This window comes from Dorea sp. D27 (genome assembly GCF_001185345.1).
In the GTDB taxonomy this organism is placed as follows: Bacteria; Bacillota; Clostridia; order Lachnospirales; family Lachnospiraceae; genus Extibacter.
On record NZ_KQ236745.1, the window covers coordinates 48,417 to 66,846 of the forward strand.

Consider the following 18,430-nt stretch of genomic DNA (forward strand, 5'->3'; position numbering starts at 1 on the left):
TCATGCTCATGTATGAAAGAATATAGCGGAAGGAACGATATAAGTGGCAGAAGTAGAACAGAGTAAAATTCGCAATTTTTGTATTATAGCACATATAGATCACGGTAAATCGACGCTGGCAGACCGTATTATAGAAAAGACAGGGCTGCTGACGAGCCGTGAGATGCAGTCACAGGTGCTGGACAACATGGAACTGGAGAGAGAACGCGGTATCACGATCAAGGCGCAGGCCGTGCGTATCGTATATAAGGCGGATGACGGCGAGGAGTATATTTTCAACCTCATCGATACGCCCGGACATGTAGACTTCAACTACGAAGTGTCCAGAAGCCTGGCCGCCTGCGACGGTGCAATCCTCGTTGTGGACGCGGCACAAGGGGTAGAGGCGCAGACGCTGGCCAATGTATATCTGGCGCTGGATCATGATCTGGATGTCATGCCGGTAATCAACAAGGTGGATCTGCCGAGCGCGGATCCTGACAGGGTGATAGAAGAGATAGAAGATGTCATCGGGATAGAGGCAGAAGATGCCCCTCAGATATCAGCGAAGACAGGTCATAATGTGGAGGAAGTGCTGGAGCAGATAGTGGAGAAGATTCCTGCCCCCGGCGGAGATCCGGAGGCGCCGCTGCAGGCGCTCATCTTTGACTCTGTCTATGATTCCTATAAAGGGGTAATCGTATTCTGCCGCATAAAAGAAGGCACGGTCCGGAAAGGGACTCCGATTAAGATGATGGCTACCGGTGCGTCGGCTGAAGTAGTAGAGATAGGATACTTCGGGGCGGGTCAGTTCATTCCGTGTGAAAAGCTCAGCGCCGGGATGGTCGGATATATCACTGCAAGTCTTAAGAACGTGAAAGATACCCGTGTCGGCGACACGATTACGAATGCAGAGCAGCCTTGCAGCGAACCGCTCCCGGGATATAAGAAGGTCAATCCTATGGTATACTGCGGCATGTATCCTGCGGACGGGGCCAAGTACCCGGATCTCAGAGACGCGCTGGAGAAGCTGCAGCTGAACGATGCCTCGCTCCAGTTCGAGCCGGAGACGTCTGTCGCGCTTGGCTTCGGATACCGGTGCGGATTCCTTGGGCTGCTGCATCTGGAAATCATCCAGGAGAGGCTGGAACGGGAGTATAATCTGGATTTGGTTACGACGGCTCCGGGCGTTATCTATAACGTGTATAAGACGAACGGAGATATGATCCAGCTTACGAACCCGTCCAATCTTCCGGATCCTTCGGAGATAGAATATATAGAAGAACCGGTCGTGAAGGCAGAAATCATGGTGACATCAGAGTTCATAGGGGCGATTATGGATCTGTGCCAGGAGCGGCGCGGCGTGTATGACGGTATGGAATATATCGAGGAGACGAGAGCGGTGCTCCGCTATCATCTGCCGTTGAATGAGATTATCTATGATTTCTTTGACGCGTTGAAATCAAGGTCAAGAGGTTACGCATCCTTCGACTATGAGATGGCAGGGTATGAACGTTCAGATCTTGTGAAGCTGGACATACTGATCAACAAGGAGGAGGTAGATGCCCTTTCCTTTATCGTACATGCGGACACCGCATATGAGCGGGGCCGTAAGATGTGTGAGAAGCTCAAGGAAGAGATACCGAGACAGCTCTTTGAGATACCGATTCAGGCAGCCATCGGAAGCAAGATAATAGCAAGAGAAACTGTGAAAGCGATGCGCAAAGACGTGCTTGCCAAGTGCTACGGCGGCGATATCAGCCGTAAGCGTAAGCTTCTTGAAAAACAGAAAGAGGGCAAGAAGCGGATGCGCCAGGTGGGCAATGTAGAGATACCGCAGAAAGCGTTTATGAGCGTACTGAAATTGGATGATAAATAGATGAGACCATTAGAATTATATATTCATATACCGTTTTGTATCAGAAAGTGCAGATATTGTGATTTCCTGTCAGCTCCTTCTACGAAAGAGGAGCGGAAGGATTATGTGACAGGCCTTTGCCGGAAGATCCGTTCCTACGGAGAGCTGGCAGAGGCTTATCATGTTGCGACTGTCTTTATAGGGGGAGGTACCCCTTCTGTGCTGGAGGGGGCTCAGATACTTGATATTATGGACGCGGTACGCGGCACATTCCCGGTAGATGCAGGTGCGGAGGTATCTATGGAGATGAACCCCGGGACGGCTGCGAAAGAAAAGCTCAAGACGATTCGGCATGCAGGAATCAACCGCCTCAGTATCGGCCTGCAGTCAACGGACGACAGTGAGCTTAAGATGCTTGGCAGAATTCATACGTATGACGACTTTCTGCATACGTATGAGATGGCAAGGGACGCCGGCTTTACCAATATCAATGTAGACCTGATGTCTGCGATTCCGTTCCAGAGCGTGGACAGCTGGGATACGACATTGATCAGGACGGCAGAACTTGGACCGGAGCATATCTCGGCATACAGCCTGATCATCGAGGAAGGGACGCCGTTTTTTGACAGATACGGTAATGGAAAACGGGCAAAGGAACTTCCTACAGAAGACGAGGAGAGGCAGATGTATATGCATACCAGGATGATACTGGAAGAGTACGGTTATCACAGATATGAGATATCCAATTATGCCAGGCCGGGTTATGAGTGCAGACACAATCTCGGGTACTGGGACCGCGCCGAGTATCTTGGAATCGGCACGGGAGCGGCATCGCTGCTTCAGGGGTACCGCTTTACTGAGGGAGAAGAGCCGGTAAAGCTGTCCGAAAAGGAGCAGATGGAGGAATTTATGTTCCTTGGCCTTAGAAAGACGGAAGGGGTATCGATGGAGGCCTTCCGGACATATTTTGACAGGACCATGGAGAGCGTTTTTGGAAACGTGTTAACAGAAATGGGCAGGGAAGGGCTTTTAGAGATAGAAGAGGATGCCGTCAGGCTTACAGACAAGGGCACGGATATAAGCAATTATGTCATGGGCGCATTTCTGCTTGGGGAGGAGGAATGACAGCCCCGGCCTGTCAGCCGGAGCCAGTGTAGCCTTATAATAGATTTTCCATAATAAATGCATATATCTGTGGATTTTTCTTCGTCCAGTTATTCGCTATCGTCTCCGCCTCGGATTCGGTCGGTACGGTGAGGGTGAGGTCGATGAGCGCAGCCCCCTGCTCGAACACCTGGCATCGGACGGAGTACTCCATGTTGGAATTCTGGTAGTAGTCTGATTTGACCGCCACCTCATTCTTTAATTCATACTGCTTTTCCTTCAGAAACGTATCGATATCTTGCTGTATCGCGGGCGATATGTCGTTTTTGAAGTAGCAGATCGTTTCATCGCCCTCCACCGTCAGATGGTAGAATGTCCTGCTGTGCGTCGATTCTTCCCTGACGAAGCCGGAAGAAATCAGTTCCGATATGGCCTGCTGGAGCTTGAAATAAGTCGTATAGCCTTCGTCCAGTACAAATTCGGATATCTGGGAATTGGTAAGAGGAAAGTCTACTTTTTTCAGCATGTAGAGAATAATCAGTTTATATAGTGTAAATGGCTCTGCCATAGTTATAACTCCTTTCCCTGCCAGATGTCCTGCTTCTTAAGATATGCATGCATCTGGTTCAATACAAATCGTTTGCCGGCGCTCCACTCAGGCGCTATGAGCAGATGCCTGGGCCCGTCTCCCGTGAGTCTGTGTATGACGGTATCCGGACTCAAGCTGCCGATACACCTGCCGAGCAGATAGAAATATTCTTCCATAGACGGGATCCAAAACGGTTGGGCTTCATAGACCGCAGCCAGCGCCGTTCCTTTCAGGACGTGAAGAAGCTGAAGCTTGATTCCCTGGATGCGGGCGTCGTTCAGATGATGCATCGTATCCAGCATCATAGGAAGGTCCTCTCCCGGAAGGGCCAGTATCGTATGGACAATGACATCGATATGTGCGTCCTTCAGCATGGAGACGGCCGCATCAAAGACCGGAAGAGGGTATCCCCGCCCGATAAAAGAAGCAGTCTTCTCATGTATCGTCTGAAGTCCCAGTTCTACCCATACAGGCTTGATACGGTTGATGTCTGCAAGCAGCTTTACGGTATCTGAATCAAGGCAGTCAGGCCTTGTGGCGATAGATATGACACGGATGTCGGGGTGCAGCGCCGCTTCTGTGAAGATACGCTTCATATAGGGAAGGGGCGCATACGTATTTGTATAAGCCTGAAAATATGCGATATACGAACCACCAGCGTATTTTCCCGCAGTCCGCTTTTTGCCGGATTCAATCTGCTGCGTAATCGTAAGCCTCCTGTCCGAGGCAAAGTCCCCCGAACCGCCTTCACTGCAGAAGATGCAGCCGCGTGTTCCGAGAGTGCCGTCCCGGTTCGGACATGTCATGCCTGCATCGAGGGCAATCTTATACAATTTTTCCCCGTACGTATTCTTTAGAAAATAGTCAAGTGAGTGATATCTCTTTTCGCCCCAGTATACAGCCATATCAGATGCAGCCGCCTTTTCCTGAATGTTTTACTTAATTAATATATCATTGATATGTCCGGTTGACAAGTAGGTACGCTTTTAGAAAAAATCATGTTTTTATAAAAAGGGACTTTCTATTTTCTGGAAGATGGTGTATAATATGTCCAATAAATATTAATTATTTCAGGCTGGTCGTTTCAGACCATGACTCCCACAGTAAATGTCAAAGATTTAATAACGAAAGGACAGACAATTATGATGAAAGAAAAGTATGAATCCCTGCCGCTTGCGACGTTAAAAGACCTGGCAAAGGCAAGAGGATTAAAGGGAATCTCAACAATGAAGAAAGCAGAGCTGATAGAGCTTATGCTGGCAGAGGATGAAAAAGAGAAGAAGGCGGAGAGAGAAAATGTAAAGGAGATGTCTGCCAACACTGGCGACAAGGAAGTGCATGACATTGATAAGCTGGACAGCGGGGTTACCGCCCATGGTATCCTGGAAGTGCTTCCGGACGGTTATGGGTTTATAAGGAGTGACAACTACCTGCCGGGAGATAATGATGTGTATGTCTCACCCTCACAGATTCGAAAGTTCAATCTGAAGACAGGGGATATACTGGAAGGAAATACGCGGATTAAGACACAGCAGGAAAAATTCAGTGCATTGCTCTATCTGAGCAGGATCAACGGTATGGAGCCGATGCGTGCGCTGCGACGCACAAATTTTGAAGATATGACGCCTATCTTCCCGGATGAGAGGCTCCGTCTGGAATGCGGCAAGACAAGCACGGCGATGAGGATTGTAGACCTCCTGTCCCCGATAGGAAAGGGGCAGAGGGGTATGATCGTGTCGCCGCCGAAAGCAGGTAAGACAACCCTGCTTAAGCAGGTGGCGCTGTCGGTAAGGAAGAACAATCCCGAGATTCACCTGCTCATCCTTCTCATCGATGAACGTCCGGAGGAAGTTACAGATATAAAAGAAGCAATCGAAGGGGAAAATGTAGAGGTCATCTATTCTACATTCGATGAACTGCCAGACCACCATAAACGCGTGTCGGAGATGGTGATAGAACGGGCGAAGCGCCTCGTGGAGCACAAGAAGGACGTCATGATACTTCTGGACAGCATCACAAGGCTGGCCCGGGCTTACAACCTGACGGTACCGCCGTCAGGCAGGACGCTTTCCGGCGGTCTGGATCCGGCCGCGCTGCATATGCCGAAGCGTTTCTTCGGCGCCGCCAGGAACATGCGGGAAGGCGGAAGCCTTACGATTCTTGCCACAGCCCTCGTAGATACGGGAAGCAAGATGGACGATGTCGTGTATGAGGAATTCAAAGGGACCGGCAATATGGAGCTCGTACTGGACAGAAAACTTTCTGAACGCAGGGTATTCCCGGCTATCGACATCCCGAAGTCAGGCACGAGAAGAGAGGATCTGCTGCTGTCCAGGGAGGAACAGGAAGCGGTAGATTCCATGAGACGTGCGTTGAACGGCATGCGCGCGGAAGAGGCGGTAGACAATATACTCAATATGTTCACAAGGACGAAGAGCAATAATGAACTGATACAAATGGTAAAAAAGACAAAAATAATCTAGACAAGTGCATTGTAATATGATACAATAACAAAGCTGTTTAGAAATATTGAACATTATTAGACGCGCGCAGCGCGTGAGTAAAATAAAGAAGAGGTGAAAATCATGAAAGAAGGAATCCATCCAAAATATCATCAGGCTACTGTAACTTGTAACTGTGGCAATACCTTCGTGACAGGTTCTACAAATGAAGATATCCACGTTGAAATCTGTTCCAAATGCCATCCGTTCTACACAGGACAGCAGAAAGCTGCACAGGCCCGTGGCCGTGTTGACAAGTTTAACAAAAAATACGGAATGGACAATTAGTCATACAAGTAGCGGGTTGAGGTTGTTTAATCTCAACCCTTTCTGTATATAGGCATCGAAAGGGGAACATATGAAGTCATCAAATATCGGAGGACAGGCTGTTCTGGAAGGTATCATGATGAAGAACAAAGATGATTACGCGGTGGCGGTCAGAAAGCCGGACGGAGATATCATCGTGCAGAAGGATACGTACAGGAGCATCGTGAAGTGTAGAGCGCTGACGCGCATACCATTCGTCCGCGGGATATTTAACTTTATAGATTCTATGGTACTCGGAATCAAGACGTTGACATATTCGGCAGGTTTCTACGAAGAGGAAGAAGAGAAGAAGGAATTGACAGAAGCCGAGACGGCGAAAAAAGAAAAGCAGGATAAGTGGCTGATGGGAGGCACCGTGGCATTTTCCGTAGTAATCGCGGTTGCCATATTCATGGTGCTGCCCTATTTTCTTTCCGGGCTGCTGAAGCCGCTTGTACCGTCCTACCATGTCAGAACCGTCATAGAAGGGTTCGTACGTATCGGTATTTTTATTGCGTATATACTTCTCATCTCAAGGATGGAAGACATACAGCGCACATTTATGTACCACGGCGCAGAGCATAAGTGCATCAACTGTATTGAGCACGGTCTTCCGCTGAACGTAGAAAATGTCAGGAAGAGTTCCAGACAGCATAAGAGATGCGGCACGAGCTTTCTCTTCTTTGTGCTGGCCATCAGTATCATACTGCTGCTCGTCATCCAGGTGGAGTCGCCTCTGATGCGGGTTGTCATAAGGATTGCGCTCATTCCGGTCATTGCCGGCATCTCCTATGAGATTTTGAAGCTGGCGGGCCGCAGTGAGAATCCGGTGGTCAATCTGCTGAGCAGGCCGGGTCTGGCGATACAGAAGCTGACGACGAAGGAGCCGGACGACAGTATGATTGAAGTGGCGATACAAGCAGTTGAAGCTGTATTTGACTGGAGAGCATATGAAGCAGAGAATTTCCAACATTCAGAAGATATATAAGGAGGGCGTCCGGCTTCTTGCAGACGCCGGTATCGAAGAGGCGGACATCGATGCATGGTATCTGCTCGAGCATGTCTCTGGCCTTACAAGGGCAGCTTATTATGCCCACCCGGACCTGGAGCTGGATGAAGAGCAGGAAACGGCTTATTTCGCACATGTCAGGCGCAGGGCACGTAGGGTACCGCTCCAGCACATTACAGGGGAGCAGGAATTCATGGGATATCCGTTCTATGTCAACGAGCATGTGCTCATACCGCGGCAGGATACGGAGCTGCTTGTGGAAGAAGCGCTGGGAGTGCTTGCCCACGGTATGCGCATACTTGACATGTGTACCGGCTCGGGATGTATCCTCTTAAGCCTTCTCAAAGCGGGAAGGGAAAGGCAGCACATAGAGGGGCTGGATGGAACAGGGACGGATATATCCCCGGAGGCGCTTGCTGTGGCGGAGCACAATGCCCGGCGTCTGCTCGGCGGCAGGCGGACGGAAGAGGAAGCAGGCAGCTTCACTTTCTGCCGTGGAGATTTGTTTGAGAATACGGAGGGGAAATATGATCTCATCGTATCCAATCCCCCTTATATAAAGACGCAGGATATAAAGAAGCTCCAGAAGGAAGTGCGGTGTCATGACCCGTATATCGCGCTGGACGGAAGAGAAGACGGACTGCATTATTACAGGAGAATAGCGGCAGAAAGCACGACCCATATCGCAGACGGTGGACATCTTCTGTTTGAGACCGGGCATGACCAGGCGGAAGCTGTATGCGCCTTGCTGGAGCAGGCCGGCTACGAGGGCATCTTTGTGAAAAAGGACCTGGCAGGTCTTGACCGTGTCGTGGGCGGCAGTTACAATAGAACATGCACGGGACAATAGCGGTGTATTGAAAATCGAGGAGGAAGAATTATGTTTGACAAATTAGAGGATCTGCTCATTCGCTATGAAGAACTCATGAGCGAGCTGCAGGAACCGGATGTGGTGAACAACCAGGAGCGGTTCCGCAGGCTTATGAAAGAGCAGAATGACCTGACCCCGATTGTGGAAGCATATAAAGAATATAAAGCCTGCAGGCAGGCGATTGAAGACAGTCTTCTCATGCTGGAGGAAGAGTCTGACGAAGAGATGCGCGATCTTGCCAAGGAAGAGCTGAATGAATCTAAGTCAAGGGTGGAGGAACTGGAACATGAACTTAAGATTCTCCTGCTTCCGAAAGACCCGAACGATGACAAGAATGTCATGGTCGAGATCCGGGCAGGGGCCGGCGGAGACGAGGCCGCACTTTTTGCGGCAGAGATATACCGCATGTATGTACATTATGCGGAAGGCCGGAGATGGAAGACGGAGATCATCTCCATCAGTGAAAATGGCATCGGAGGCTTCAAGGAAGTTGTGTTCATGATAACCGGACAGGGTGCATATTCCAGGCTTAAATATGAAAGCGGCGTCCATCGTGTCCAGCGCGTGCCGGAGACCGAGAGCGGAGGAAGGATCCATACGTCTACAGTCACGGTGGCTATCATGCCGGAGGCGGAAGAGGTGGATGTCGTCATCGATGAGAAGGATATCCGTATCGACGTGATGCGTGCATCCGGTAACGGAGGACAGTGTGTCAACACGACGGACTCGGCGGTACGTCTCACGCACTATCCGACAGGAATCGTCATCTACAGCCAGACAGAGAAGTCTCAGCTTCAGAATAAGGAAAAGGCATTCCGCCTGCTGCGCTCCAAGCTCTATGACCTGGAGATGGAGAAAAAACAGGCCTCAGAGGCAGAGGCGAGGAGAAGCCAGATCGGCACAGGAGACCGGTCTGAGAAGATACGTACTTACAATTTCCCGCAGGGACGCGTGACGGACCATAGGATCAAGCTGACGCTGCACAAACTGGACTCTGTTCTGAACGGAGACCTGGATGAAGTGATTGACAGCCTGATTGCGGCCGACCAGGCGGCGAAGCTGAGCAATCTTCAGGATGAATAGATAAAGATGAAAGAGAAATTAAAAAAATTAATCGCATACTACAAACCATATAAGCTGCTGTTCTACAGTGATTTGCTTTTTGCCGTGATTGGTGCCGGGGTGACGCTCGTAATACCGCTGATTGTGAGATATATAACCAATCAGGTCGTGTATTATGAGGCTCCTGAGGCGAGACAGGCAATACTCATGCTGGGAGCGGTCATGATTGCACTTGTACTCCTTGAGTTCGGGTGCAATTATTATATTGCTTACTTTGGGCATATGATGGGAGCCAGGATGGAAGCCGATATGCGAAGCGATATATTCGGACATTACCAGAAGCTCACCTTTGCCTTTTACGATAATCAGAAGGTAGGGCACCTCCTGTCCAGGATTACGAGCGACCTGTTCGATATCAGCGAGCTTCTTCACCATGGTCCGGAGGACGTGCTTATCTCAGTCATTAAAATTGCCGGTTCCTTCATTATACTTGTGAATGTCAATGCCAGGCTCACGATCGCCGCGTTTGCATTTGTCCCTGCCATGCTGCTGTTTGCTGTCTACTACAACAAGAAGATGAAGCAGGCCTTCTCGAGGAACCGGGCCAAGATTGCAGACATCAACAGCCAGATTGAGGACAGCCTGGCCGGCATCAGAGTCGTAAAATCTTTTGCAAATGAAAAAGAAGAGATGAAAAAGTTCAATCGGGGCAATAATAACTTTGTAGAAGCAAAAAAGACGAGCTACCGCTACATGGGTATGTATCATTCCGGGCTGAACGCACTGACTACGCTTGTAACCGTCGGTGTGCTCGTGGCCGGCGGCAGCTATCTGACTGCCGGAAGCGTTAACGTGTCAGATCTGATTACATTTCTTCTATATATCAATAACTTTACAGAGCCGGTGAAGAAGCTCGTCAATTCCGCAGAACAGTTCCAGAACGGATATACAGGCTTTGAACGTTTTCTTGAAATACTGTCCATTGCCCCCGACATTGCAGACAAGGCAGACGCCGTGCATGTCGATAAACTGAAAGGAGAGATTACGTTCCAGGATGTCTCTTTCCATTATGAAGACAACGAGGAAAAAGTGCTGAACCATATTAACCTTAAGGTGGAGGCCGGCGATTACATCGCACTGGTCGGACCGTCAGGTGTGGGAAAGACGACATTGTGCAGCCTTATCCCCCGATTTTATGACGTCTCATCAGGTCGTATACTTGCAGACGGGACGGATATCCGTAACATCTGTCTCAATGATTTAAGGAACAATATCGGTATCGTGCAGCAGGACGTATACCTGTTTGCCGGTACGATTATGGATAATATCCGTTACGGCAGACCGGAGGCGTCCGACGAGGACGTGGTGCGGGCGGCGAAGAATGCTAACGCCCATGCTTTCATCATGAGCTTTCCGGAAGGTTATGACACGGATATCGGACAACGGGGGGTGAAACTCTCAGGCGGACAAAAGCAAAGGCTGTCCATTGCGCGGGTATTTCTCAAGAATCCGCCTATACTTATCTTTGATGAGGCCACCTCGGCGCTGGACAATGAGAGCGAGAAAGTGGTACAGCAGTCGCTGGAAGGCCTTGCGAAGGACAGGACTACTTTTGTCATCGCCCACCGCCTGACGACAATCCAGAACGCACAGAAGATTCTCGTGCTGACAGAAGAAGGGATTGCAGAGCAAGGGACGCATGAAGAACTCCTTGCGAAACAGGGAATATATGAAGCTTTATATTACGGCGGACGGCACAGGCTGCGTCATGCTGACGGCTAAGAGAAAGACGGGGAGGAAGGTTATGATGGTAAGAAGAAGATTGCGCCAGGCCATGCTGACGGTCATGATGCTCTGCATATTGTGCGTCGGCTCAGTGCTGGCAAAAGAAGACAAAAGCGGCAGCGCAGATGAAGTGACAGTATTGTTTACACACGATATACACTCCCATCTGGATGAATTCAGGAATGCAGACGGCAAAGTAGGAGGATTTGCAAGGCTCAAGACGCTGCTTGATGAAGCGCGGGGAAGCAATCCGGCGACCTTTGTGTTTGACGGCGGCGACTTTTCTATGGGAACGCTCTACCAGACCGTCTACGAGACGGAGGCTGCAGAGCTGACCATGCTTGGGCGTCTCGGCTATGATGCCACGACATTCGGAAACCACGAGTTTGACTACCGGAGCGAGGGACTCTCTCGTATGTTTCACAGTGCGCTGGAGAATGCCGGTGATGATCCGTCCATCGTACTTCCAAAGTTCGTGTCGGCCAATATTGACTGGGAGAAGAATGATACGGAAGAAAACAGGCTTATCCGTAAGGCGCTGGAGGACTATGGCAGCACTCCTTACACAATCGTGGAGAGAGAAGGCGTGCGGATCGGAGTGTTCGGAGTACTCGGCAAAGACGCGGAGGCTTGCGCGCCGGAGAGCGGACTGGAGTTCGAGCCTATCGTGGAGACGTCCAGAGAGGTCGTGAAAGAGCTGGAGAAGGAAAAAGTCGATATGATTGTCTGCCTGTCCCACAGTGGCACGAATGAAGAGGAAGACAAGTCGGAAGACGAGATATTGGCAAAGGAAGTGCCTGAAATCGATGTTATCGTAAGTGCCCATACACACACGAAGCTTGACGAGTATATAAAGAGCGGTGACACGTACATCGTTTCGGCAGGCTGCTACGGGGAATACCTTGGAGATCTGAAGATGACACCTTCCGAGGACGGCCGCTGGAAGCTTGACGAGTATACGCTGCACCATCTTGACGAATCTGTCACGCCGGACGCAAAGGTCAACGAGGAGCTGGACAGATATAAAAGGCTTGTAGACGAAGAATACCTGAGCAGGTTTGACTATACATTCGACAAAGTGCTTGCAGAAAACAGTGTCGCATTTACGCAGATGGATCGGTTTGCCCTGGAAGTAGAGGAAGACCCGCTTGGAAGCATCATCGCGGACGCATATATATATGCCGTAGAACAGGCGGAGGGCACGGATTACGACAAAGTGGACGTGGCGGTCGTCCCTTCCGGTACGATCAGGGATACATTGCAGAAAGGAGTTCTGACTGTCTCGGACGCCTTTAACGTCTGTTCTCTTGGAATCGGAGCCGACCGCATTCCGGGCTATCCGCTCGTAAGCGTATACCTGACCGGCGCCGAACTTAAGACAGCGGCGGAAATCGATGTGTCTGTATCTCCAATCATGACGACGGCGCAGCTCTATCCAAGCGGCCTCCACTGGACATACAATCCAAACCGCATGATGCTGAACCGGGTAACAGATGCTGCCCTGTATGACGATCTGGCTCCGTCCGGAGGGAAGAAAGCACAGAAGCTGGAGGACGACAGGCTGTACAGGGTAGTAGCCGGACTGTACTCTGCACAGATGCTTGGAGCCGTGGAGGATACGTCCAAGGGTCTTCTGAAGATAACGCCGAAAGACCGAGACGGTGTTGCAATCAAAGACTTCGAAAAGCATATCATCCACGATAAAAATGGTGCGGAGCTGAAAGAATGGTACGCCCTTGCAAGATATCTGGAATCCTTTGAAAAGAACGGGGAGGGCATCTCCCAAGTACCGCAGAGCTATGGGAAGACAGAAGGACGCAAGGCAGAGGTTGACAGCAAAAATATTATCGAGCTTGTGAAACGACCAAACAAATTCGCTTTTATCGTATATGGAGCAGTTTTATGTATCATCCTGATCATAGCTTTGGCTGTACGATTCATAATAAAAAGAAGAAAAAAGAAGAAAAATATGATATACTAAAAAAATATGAAATGACAGACAGAAGAAAAGAAGGGAAAATATGATAGAAATTAACTTTAAACGTCCACAGCTTGAAGATAAGGAATTGATATCCCATTACTTCAACCATCACACGAGCCGTAGCTGTGAGCGTACTTTTGTAAATGTTTATCTGTGGGCAAAGCACTACAAAGTGGAATTTGCGGTTGTGGAAAATGCGCTTGTGTTTAAGAGCGAACGGGAAGACGGCCTAACTTACGCCTATCCGGCCGGAGAGCCTGAGGATGTGAAGAAAGCGCTGGAAGTGCTCATGGAGTACAGCCGGGAACGGGGAGTTCCGTTTTCGCTCTATAACGTGACGCCAGATAATTTTGCGCAGCTTACAGAGTGGTATCCGGACCGTTTCCAGATAGAGTACAGTGAGGCGGACGCGGACTATGTCTATGAATCTGAAAAGCTTGCTACATTGTCGGGCAAGAAGCTGCACGGAAAACGGAACCATATCAACAAGTTTAAAAATATGTACGGGGACCGATGGAGCTACGAGCCGATTACCCGGGACAATGTGGAAGAATGTTTTCAGATGGCGCTGAAGTGGAGAAACCAGAATGGATGTGAAGATGACCCGGACAAGAACTCGGAGATGTGTGTCACTTTGAACTCCCTCCGACTGTTCGAGGAGCTGGAGCTCACCGGAGGGCTGCTCAGGGTTGACGGAAACATTATTGCGTTCACTATAGGGGAACCTGTCTGTTCCGACACCTTTGTCGTGCATATCGAAAAAGCTTTTGCAGACATCCAGGGAGCTTATCCGATGATAAACCAGCAGTTCGTCGAGCATGAATGTAAGGATTACAAGTATGTGAACCGGGAAGAGGACACTGGTTCCGAAGGGCTCAGGAAGGCGAAATTATCATACCGGCCGGTATTTATGGTGGAAAAAGGTTTTGTGTCAGAAAAGACAGGTAAAGGAGAAGGAGCATTATGATAGCAGAGAAAATGAAAAATATGGTGGCAAACAGTTCAGCAATCCGCGCGATGTTCGAAGAAGGCAACCGTCTGGCAGGCATCTACGGGGCGGAAAATGTCTACGATTTCAGCCTCGGCAACCCGAACGTGCCGGCACCGGAAGGAGTAAAGACGGCAATCAAAGAGCTGCTTGATGAAGATGACCCGGTTGCGCTCCATGGATATACGAACAGCAACAGCGGATATGCGGAAGTTCGCGCCGCAGTTGCAGAATCGCTGAATGAAAGGTTCGAGACTCATTTTACAGAAGAGAATATCGTGATGACAGTAGGTGCTGCAGGGGGGTTGAATGTCATATTGAAGACGCTGCTCAACCCGGGAGACGAAGTGATAGCATTTGCTCCGTATTTTGGAGAATACCGTTCCTACACGAACAACTACGACGGGGTTATGGTCGAAATATCGCCCAATACCGTTGATTTCCAGCCCAAGCTGGATGAATTTGAACAGAAAATTACACATAAGACAAAAGCGGTAATCGTAAATACGCCGAATAACCCTACAGGTGTCGTATACGCTGAGGACACGATGAAAAAGCTGGCTGCTATTATGGAAGCAAAACAGAAAGAATATGGCACGGATATCTATCTCATATCGGATGAACCGTACCGTGAGCTTGTATATGACGGAGTGGAAGTGCCATATCTTACCAAATATTATGACAATACGATCGTCGGCTATTCTTACAGCAAGTCATTGTCCCTTCCCGGGGAGAGAATCGGCTACCTTGTAATTCCGGATGAGGTGAAGGACAGTGAAGAAGTGCAGGCGGCGGCCAATGTTGCCACCCGCATCCTTGGGTTTGTCAATGCTCCGACACTGCAGCAGAAGGTAGTGGCGAAATGTCTCGGTGAGAAGACGGATATTTCTTTCTATGACAGGAACAGGGAGGCGCTGTACAATGGGTTGAAGGAGTGCGGATTTGAATGCATCAAGCCGGAAGGCGCGTTCTACCTGTTCGTAAAATCTCCGGTGGAGGATGAGAAGGCATTCTGTGCTGCGGCGAAGAAGTATCATATACTCATCGTGCCCGGAAGTTCTTTCGCCTGCCCGGGATATGTAAGGCTGGCATACTGCGTGTCTCACGAGACGATAGTAAACTCGCTGCCTAAGTTCAGAGAGCTGGCGGCAGAATATTTTGCCTGATGATAAAGAGGATGAATACATATGAAAGCATTCGAACAGAATATCCGTAAAGTAGAACCCTATGTTCCGGGAGAACAGCCGCGGCACAAGGCAGTCAAACTGAATACGAATGAGAATCCATATCCTCCCGCGCCCGGTGTCACGAAAGCGCTTAGGGGAATGGACACGGAACGTCTGCGCCTTTATCCGGATCCGGCCGCAGACGTATTGGTGGAGGAGCTGGCAGATTACTATGAAGTTGAGAAGAACCAGGTCTTCGTGGGGGTAGGGTCCGATGATGTCCTGGCCATGTGCTTCCTGACGTTTTTCAATTCTGATAAGCCTGTCTTATTTCCGGACATCACGTATTCCTTTTATAAGGTGTGGGCAGAACTGTACAGGATTCCATATGAGTGCCAGAAGCTGGATGATAATTTCCGTATCGTGAAGGAAGACTATTATAAAGGGAACGGAGGCGTCATCTTCCCGAATCCTAATGCGCCGACAGCTCTTTATGAGGAACTGGATACCGTGGAGGATATCATCGCACACAATAAAGATGCAGTTGTCATCGTGGATGAGGCTTACATTGATTTTGCCGGCAGGTCTGCCCTGGAACTGATTGGCAAGTATGACAATCTTCTTGTGGTGCAGACCTTCTCGAAAGCACGGTCCATGGCCGGCATGCGTATCGGATATGCCATCGGCAGCCCGCTCCTCATCAAGTACCTCAACGATGCCAAATACTCCTTCAATTCTTACACTATGAACGAGACTTCTCTCGTCTGCGGCGTGGAGGCTGTGAAGGACAGGGCATACTTTGAAGAAGGAATCCGAAGAATCGTGGAGACGAGAGAATGGGCAAAGCAGGAGCTTGCAAAGCTTGGCTTCCGTTTCCTGGATTCCAGTGCCAACTTTATCTTTGCAATGCACCCTGATTATGATGCGAAGGAGCTGTTCGAAGAGCTGAAAGCCAATGACATCTATGTCCGTTACTGGGGGACAAAGCGGATAGAGCAGTATATGAGAATCAGCATCGGTACAAGGGAAGAGATGGAAGCGCTGTTCACATTTTTCAGACAATATATAAATAGATAAGGGAGAACTTTATGACAGAAACATTAGTACAGAATATTATTGATGCGTTAGGCGGCAGCATGGGGAAAGAAGCGATTGTATTTATCATATCCATGATACCGATTCTGGAGCTGAGAGGGGCCCTTCTTGTGGCAGGTCCTCTGCTCGGAGTTCCGGTTGCCACGGCAATACCGCTCTGTATTATCGGAAATATCATACCGGTGCCTTTTATACTCTGGCTGATTACTCCGATATTCAACTGGATGAAGGGGACGAAGAAGCTCAAGCCGATGGTAGATAAGCTGGAGTCCAAAGCGATGAGCAAAAGCGATAAGATTGAGAAATATGAATTCTGGGGACTCGTACTGTTTGTCGGTATTCCGCTTCCGGGAACCGGGGCGTGGACGGGAGCTCTTATCGCATCGCTGCTTGGAGTGAAGTTTAAAAAGGCATTCCCGGCAATCATATTGGGAATATGTGTTGCTACTGTCATCATGTGGTTTATCAGCTACGTGCTGCTCGGAGGTGTAAGCCTGCTAGGATAGGAGGAGATTATGGAGTATTCTCATGAAATCATCATGCCAAATGATGACATCCCGTTTAAGATGTTTGTATTTGAAGGAAGGAACGGCAACTACATGCGTGAGAAGCACTGGCACCGTTCTATAGAAATTTTTGCGCTTTTTGAGGGGGAGCTGGAATTCTATGTCAATGAGCTGAGGTATTCCTTGAAACCGGGAGAATTTATGCTTGTAAATTCAAATGAGATACATTCCATACATTCTCCGAAGAAGAACATGACCATTGTTCTTCAGATTCCGCTTTCCACTTTCGAGAAATATTATACGGACGAGCGTTTTATCTATTTTTCACACAGTTCAAGGCTGCAGGATGAAGAAGTCATGAAGCTGATCGGCGATATGTACGGGACATACGTCAAAAAGAAATGCGGTTATGAATTAAAGGTGCAGAGCCAGTTCTACATGCTCATCTACCTCATGGTCACGAAGTACAGAGAGACAGATGTGGACGGCGAGATGGTGAAGCACAACCGGAAGCTGAACAAGCTCTCTACCATTACAGCTTATATGAAAGACAATTACGCCAGAGACCTGTCTCTTGACAGCTTGTCCCAGACGTTCGGATATTCTCCTACATACCTGTCCAGAATGTTTCAGAAATATGCCAGGATGAATTATAAGACATATCTGGATAACCTGAGGCTGGAACATGCATACAAAGACCTTCTCAATACGGAACAGGCCATCGGCGAGATAGCCATACAGAACGGTTTCCCGAACAGCAAGGCGTTCTCGAAGGTATTCCAGAAGAAATACGGGATGCTGCCGAGCGAATTCCGAAAAGAATATAAGACATGATTATGAAGCTGGCAGTAACATGCCGGCTTGTTTTATTGCGCATGCATGTAATCCGGCCCGCATGCCAGCTGCAAAAAGGCAAAAAAAGACCATAAACTAGCCAAATATTTGGTCGTAGCAATATACAAAAGTTGTTATAATTCATTATATAACAATACCGTTTTCGGAGGGGCACGATATGGAATTACAAAATGTGAACGATGAATCTTTTAAAGCATACGGGCATGTGTTGACGGAATATGACGTATGCAGGCTGCGAAAGGAGATGGAACATACACCGCTGCCGGCGGACGATGTCATCTATGTCCCATCGGTGGAAGAACTGGAGGCGCTTCCGGCGGCAGAATGCTTCCGGGATATGGCTTACGGGGGGCTCCCTATACAGGTGGGATACTGTAACGGAAGCAACCATGCGCTCAATGCGCTGGAATACCACCGGTCCTCAGAAATCAATATAGCGGTTACGGATTTGATTCTGCTGCTCGGCAGACAGCAAGATCTGGGGGACGATTACACTTATGACACTTCAAAGGTGGAAGCATTTTTTGTGCCTGCGGGAACCGTGATAGAAGTATACGCTACTACGCTGCATTATGCACCGTGTACGGCTGCCGGCAGCGGGTTCCGATGTGTCGTGATATTGCCGAAAGGTACGAATACGGAGCTGGACTTCCTCGTATCCAAGGAAGGCGAAGGCCAGCTGCTGGCCGCGAGGAACAAATGGCTGATTGCCCACAGGGAAGCGGGGATAGAAGGTGCTTTCTGCGGACTGAGAGGAACCAATATTACCGTATAG

General features: G+C 49.2%; 17 protein-coding genes. 15 read left to right on the forward strand and 2 right to left on the reverse strand.

What is annotated here, in order from left to right:
• Positions 1-43: 43 nt before the first annotated feature.
• The gene (gene lepA / locus HMPREF0980_RS11580) at positions 44-1,858 is read left to right on the forward strand and encodes a translation elongation factor 4 (RefSeq protein WP_049729257.1); all 1,815 of its coding nucleotides are present in this window, start codon (positions 44-46) and stop codon (positions 1,856-1,858) included.
• Positions 1,859-2,962, forward strand: a complete 1,104-nt coding sequence (gene hemW, locus HMPREF0980_RS11585; RefSeq protein WP_049729258.1) for a radical SAM family heme chaperone HemW — start codon at positions 1,859-1,861, stop codon at positions 2,960-2,962.
• 34 nt (positions 2,963-2,996) lie between these two features.
• On the opposite strand, the gene HMPREF0980_RS11590 is transcribed toward hemW, so the two are convergent.
• Positions 2,997-3,509 (reverse strand): DUF4364 family protein, encoded by a 513-nt coding sequence (locus HMPREF0980_RS11590; protein WP_049729259.1) that lies wholly within the window; start codon positions 3,507-3,509, stop codon positions 2,997-2,999.
• A 2-nt stretch (positions 3,510-3,511) separates the two neighbouring features.
• Positions 3,512-4,435, reverse strand: coding sequence for a tRNA modification radical SAM protein MnmL/YtqA (locus HMPREF0980_RS11595; RefSeq protein WP_049729260.1), 924 nt, complete (start codon positions 4,433-4,435; stop codon positions 3,512-3,514).
• Positions 4,436-4,672: 237 nt separating this feature from the next.
• Here HMPREF0980_RS11595 and rho point away from each other — a divergent pair, with 237 nt between their 5' ends.
• The 13 genes from rho to HMPREF0980_RS11660 all read left to right on the forward strand — a co-directional run bounded on the left by rho (position 4,673) and on the right by HMPREF0980_RS11660 (position 18,430).
• The gene (rho, locus tag HMPREF0980_RS11600) at positions 4,673-6,013 is read left to right on the forward strand and encodes a transcription termination factor Rho (RefSeq protein ID WP_330375904.1); all 1,341 of its coding nucleotides are present in this window, start codon (positions 4,673-4,675) and stop codon (positions 6,011-6,013) included.
• 102 nt (positions 6,014-6,115) lie between these two features.
• Positions 6,116-6,319 (forward strand): 50S ribosomal protein L31, encoded by a 204-nt coding sequence (rpmE, locus tag HMPREF0980_RS11605; protein ID WP_049729261.1) that lies wholly within the window; start codon positions 6,116-6,118, stop codon positions 6,317-6,319.
• Between the two features lie 70 nt (positions 6,320-6,389).
• Positions 6,390-7,325, forward strand: coding sequence for a DUF1385 domain-containing protein (locus HMPREF0980_RS11610; RefSeq protein ID WP_049729262.1), 936 nt, complete (start codon positions 6,390-6,392; stop codon positions 7,323-7,325).
• Positions 7,288-8,196, forward strand: coding sequence for a peptide chain release factor N(5)-glutamine methyltransferase (gene prmC, locus HMPREF0980_RS11615; RefSeq protein WP_049729263.1), 909 nt, complete (start codon positions 7,288-7,290; stop codon positions 8,194-8,196). Before HMPREF0980_RS11610 ends, prmC begins: the two co-directional genes overlap by 38 nt.
• 30 nt (positions 8,197-8,226) lie before the next feature.
• Complete coding sequence (prfA, locus tag HMPREF0980_RS11620; protein ID WP_049729264.1) at positions 8,227-9,300, forward strand: peptide chain release factor 1; 1,074 nt, start codon at positions 8,227-8,229, stop codon at positions 9,298-9,300.
• 6 nt (positions 9,301-9,306) lie between these two features.
• A complete protein-coding gene (locus HMPREF0980_RS11625) occupies positions 9,307-11,061 on the forward strand; it encodes an ABC transporter ATP-binding protein (protein WP_049729265.1) in 1,755 nt (584 codons plus the stop codon).
• Complete coding sequence (locus tag HMPREF0980_RS11630) at positions 11,009-13,045, forward strand: bifunctional metallophosphatase/5'-nucleotidase (protein ID WP_242847399.1); 2,037 nt, start codon at positions 11,009-11,011, stop codon at positions 13,043-13,045. The genes HMPREF0980_RS11625 and HMPREF0980_RS11630 overlap by 53 nt, the downstream gene beginning before the upstream one ends.
• Positions 13,046-13,085: 40 nt before the next feature.
• Positions 13,086-14,012: a DUF2156 domain-containing protein gene (locus HMPREF0980_RS11635; RefSeq protein ID WP_049729266.1), complete on the forward strand. Its 927-nt coding sequence runs from the start codon at positions 13,086-13,088 to the stop codon at positions 14,010-14,012.
• The gene (locus HMPREF0980_RS11640) at positions 14,009-15,199 is read left to right on the forward strand and encodes a pyridoxal phosphate-dependent aminotransferase (protein ID WP_049729267.1); all 1,191 of its coding nucleotides are present in this window, start codon (positions 14,009-14,011) and stop codon (positions 15,197-15,199) included. The genes HMPREF0980_RS11635 and HMPREF0980_RS11640 overlap by 4 nt, the downstream gene beginning before the upstream one ends.
• 21 nt (positions 15,200-15,220) lie before the next feature.
• Positions 15,221-16,276, forward strand: coding sequence for a histidinol-phosphate transaminase (gene hisC / locus HMPREF0980_RS11645; RefSeq protein ID WP_049729268.1), 1,056 nt, complete (start codon positions 15,221-15,223; stop codon positions 16,274-16,276).
• An 11-nt stretch (positions 16,277-16,287) separates the two neighbouring features.
• Positions 16,288-16,800 (forward strand): COG2426 family protein, encoded by a 513-nt coding sequence (locus HMPREF0980_RS11650; protein ID WP_049729269.1) that lies wholly within the window; start codon positions 16,288-16,290, stop codon positions 16,798-16,800.
• A 9-nt stretch (positions 16,801-16,809) separates the two neighbouring features.
• The gene (locus tag HMPREF0980_RS11655) at positions 16,810-17,634 is read left to right on the forward strand and encodes an AraC family transcriptional regulator (RefSeq protein ID WP_049729270.1); all 825 of its coding nucleotides are present in this window, start codon (positions 16,810-16,812) and stop codon (positions 17,632-17,634) included.
• Between the two features lie 178 nt (positions 17,635-17,812).
• On the forward strand, positions 17,813-18,430 hold the full coding sequence (locus tag HMPREF0980_RS11660; protein ID WP_049729271.1) for a DUF4867 family protein: 618 nt from the start codon (positions 17,813-17,815) through the stop codon (positions 18,428-18,430).

Coding starts and splice junctions, on each gene's coding strand:
- hemW (WP_049729258.1), top strand. CDS start 1,859: ATGAGACCATTAGAATTATATATTCATATACCGTTTTGTATCAGAAAG.
- HMPREF0980_RS11590 (WP_049729259.1), bottom strand. CDS start 3,509: ATGGCAGAGCCATTTACACTATATAAACTGATTATTCTCTACATGCTG.
- HMPREF0980_RS11595 (WP_049729260.1), bottom strand. CDS start 4,435: ATGGCTGTATACTGGGGCGAAAAGAGATATCACTCACTTGACTATTTT.
- rho (WP_330375904.1), top strand. CDS start 4,673: ATGATGAAAGAAAAGTATGAATCCCTGCCGCTTGCGACGTTAAAAGAC.
- rpmE (WP_049729261.1), top strand. CDS start 6,116: ATGAAAGAAGGAATCCATCCAAAATATCATCAGGCTACTGTAACTTGT.
- HMPREF0980_RS11610 (WP_049729262.1), top strand. CDS start 6,390: ATGAAGTCATCAAATATCGGAGGACAGGCTGTTCTGGAAGGTATCATG.
- prmC (WP_049729263.1), top strand. CDS start 7,288: ATGAAGCAGAGAATTTCCAACATTCAGAAGATATATAAGGAGGGCGTC.
- prfA (WP_049729264.1), top strand. CDS start 8,227: ATGTTTGACAAATTAGAGGATCTGCTCATTCGCTATGAAGAACTCATG.
- HMPREF0980_RS11625 (WP_049729265.1), top strand. CDS start 9,307: ATGAAAGAGAAATTAAAAAAATTAATCGCATACTACAAACCATATAAG.
- HMPREF0980_RS11630 (WP_242847399.1), top strand. CDS start 11,009: ATGAAGCTTTATATTACGGCGGACGGCACAGGCTGCGTCATGCTGACG.
- HMPREF0980_RS11635 (WP_049729266.1), top strand. CDS start 13,086: ATGATAGAAATTAACTTTAAACGTCCACAGCTTGAAGATAAGGAATTG.
- HMPREF0980_RS11640 (WP_049729267.1), top strand. CDS start 14,009: ATGATAGCAGAGAAAATGAAAAATATGGTGGCAAACAGTTCAGCAATC.
- hisC (WP_049729268.1), top strand. CDS start 15,221: ATGAAAGCATTCGAACAGAATATCCGTAAAGTAGAACCCTATGTTCCG.
- HMPREF0980_RS11650 (WP_049729269.1), top strand. CDS start 16,288: ATGACAGAAACATTAGTACAGAATATTATTGATGCGTTAGGCGGCAGC.
- HMPREF0980_RS11655 (WP_049729270.1), top strand. CDS start 16,810: ATGGAGTATTCTCATGAAATCATCATGCCAAATGATGACATCCCGTTT.
- HMPREF0980_RS11660 (WP_049729271.1), top strand. CDS start 17,813: ATGGAATTACAAAATGTGAACGATGAATCTTTTAAAGCATACGGGCAT.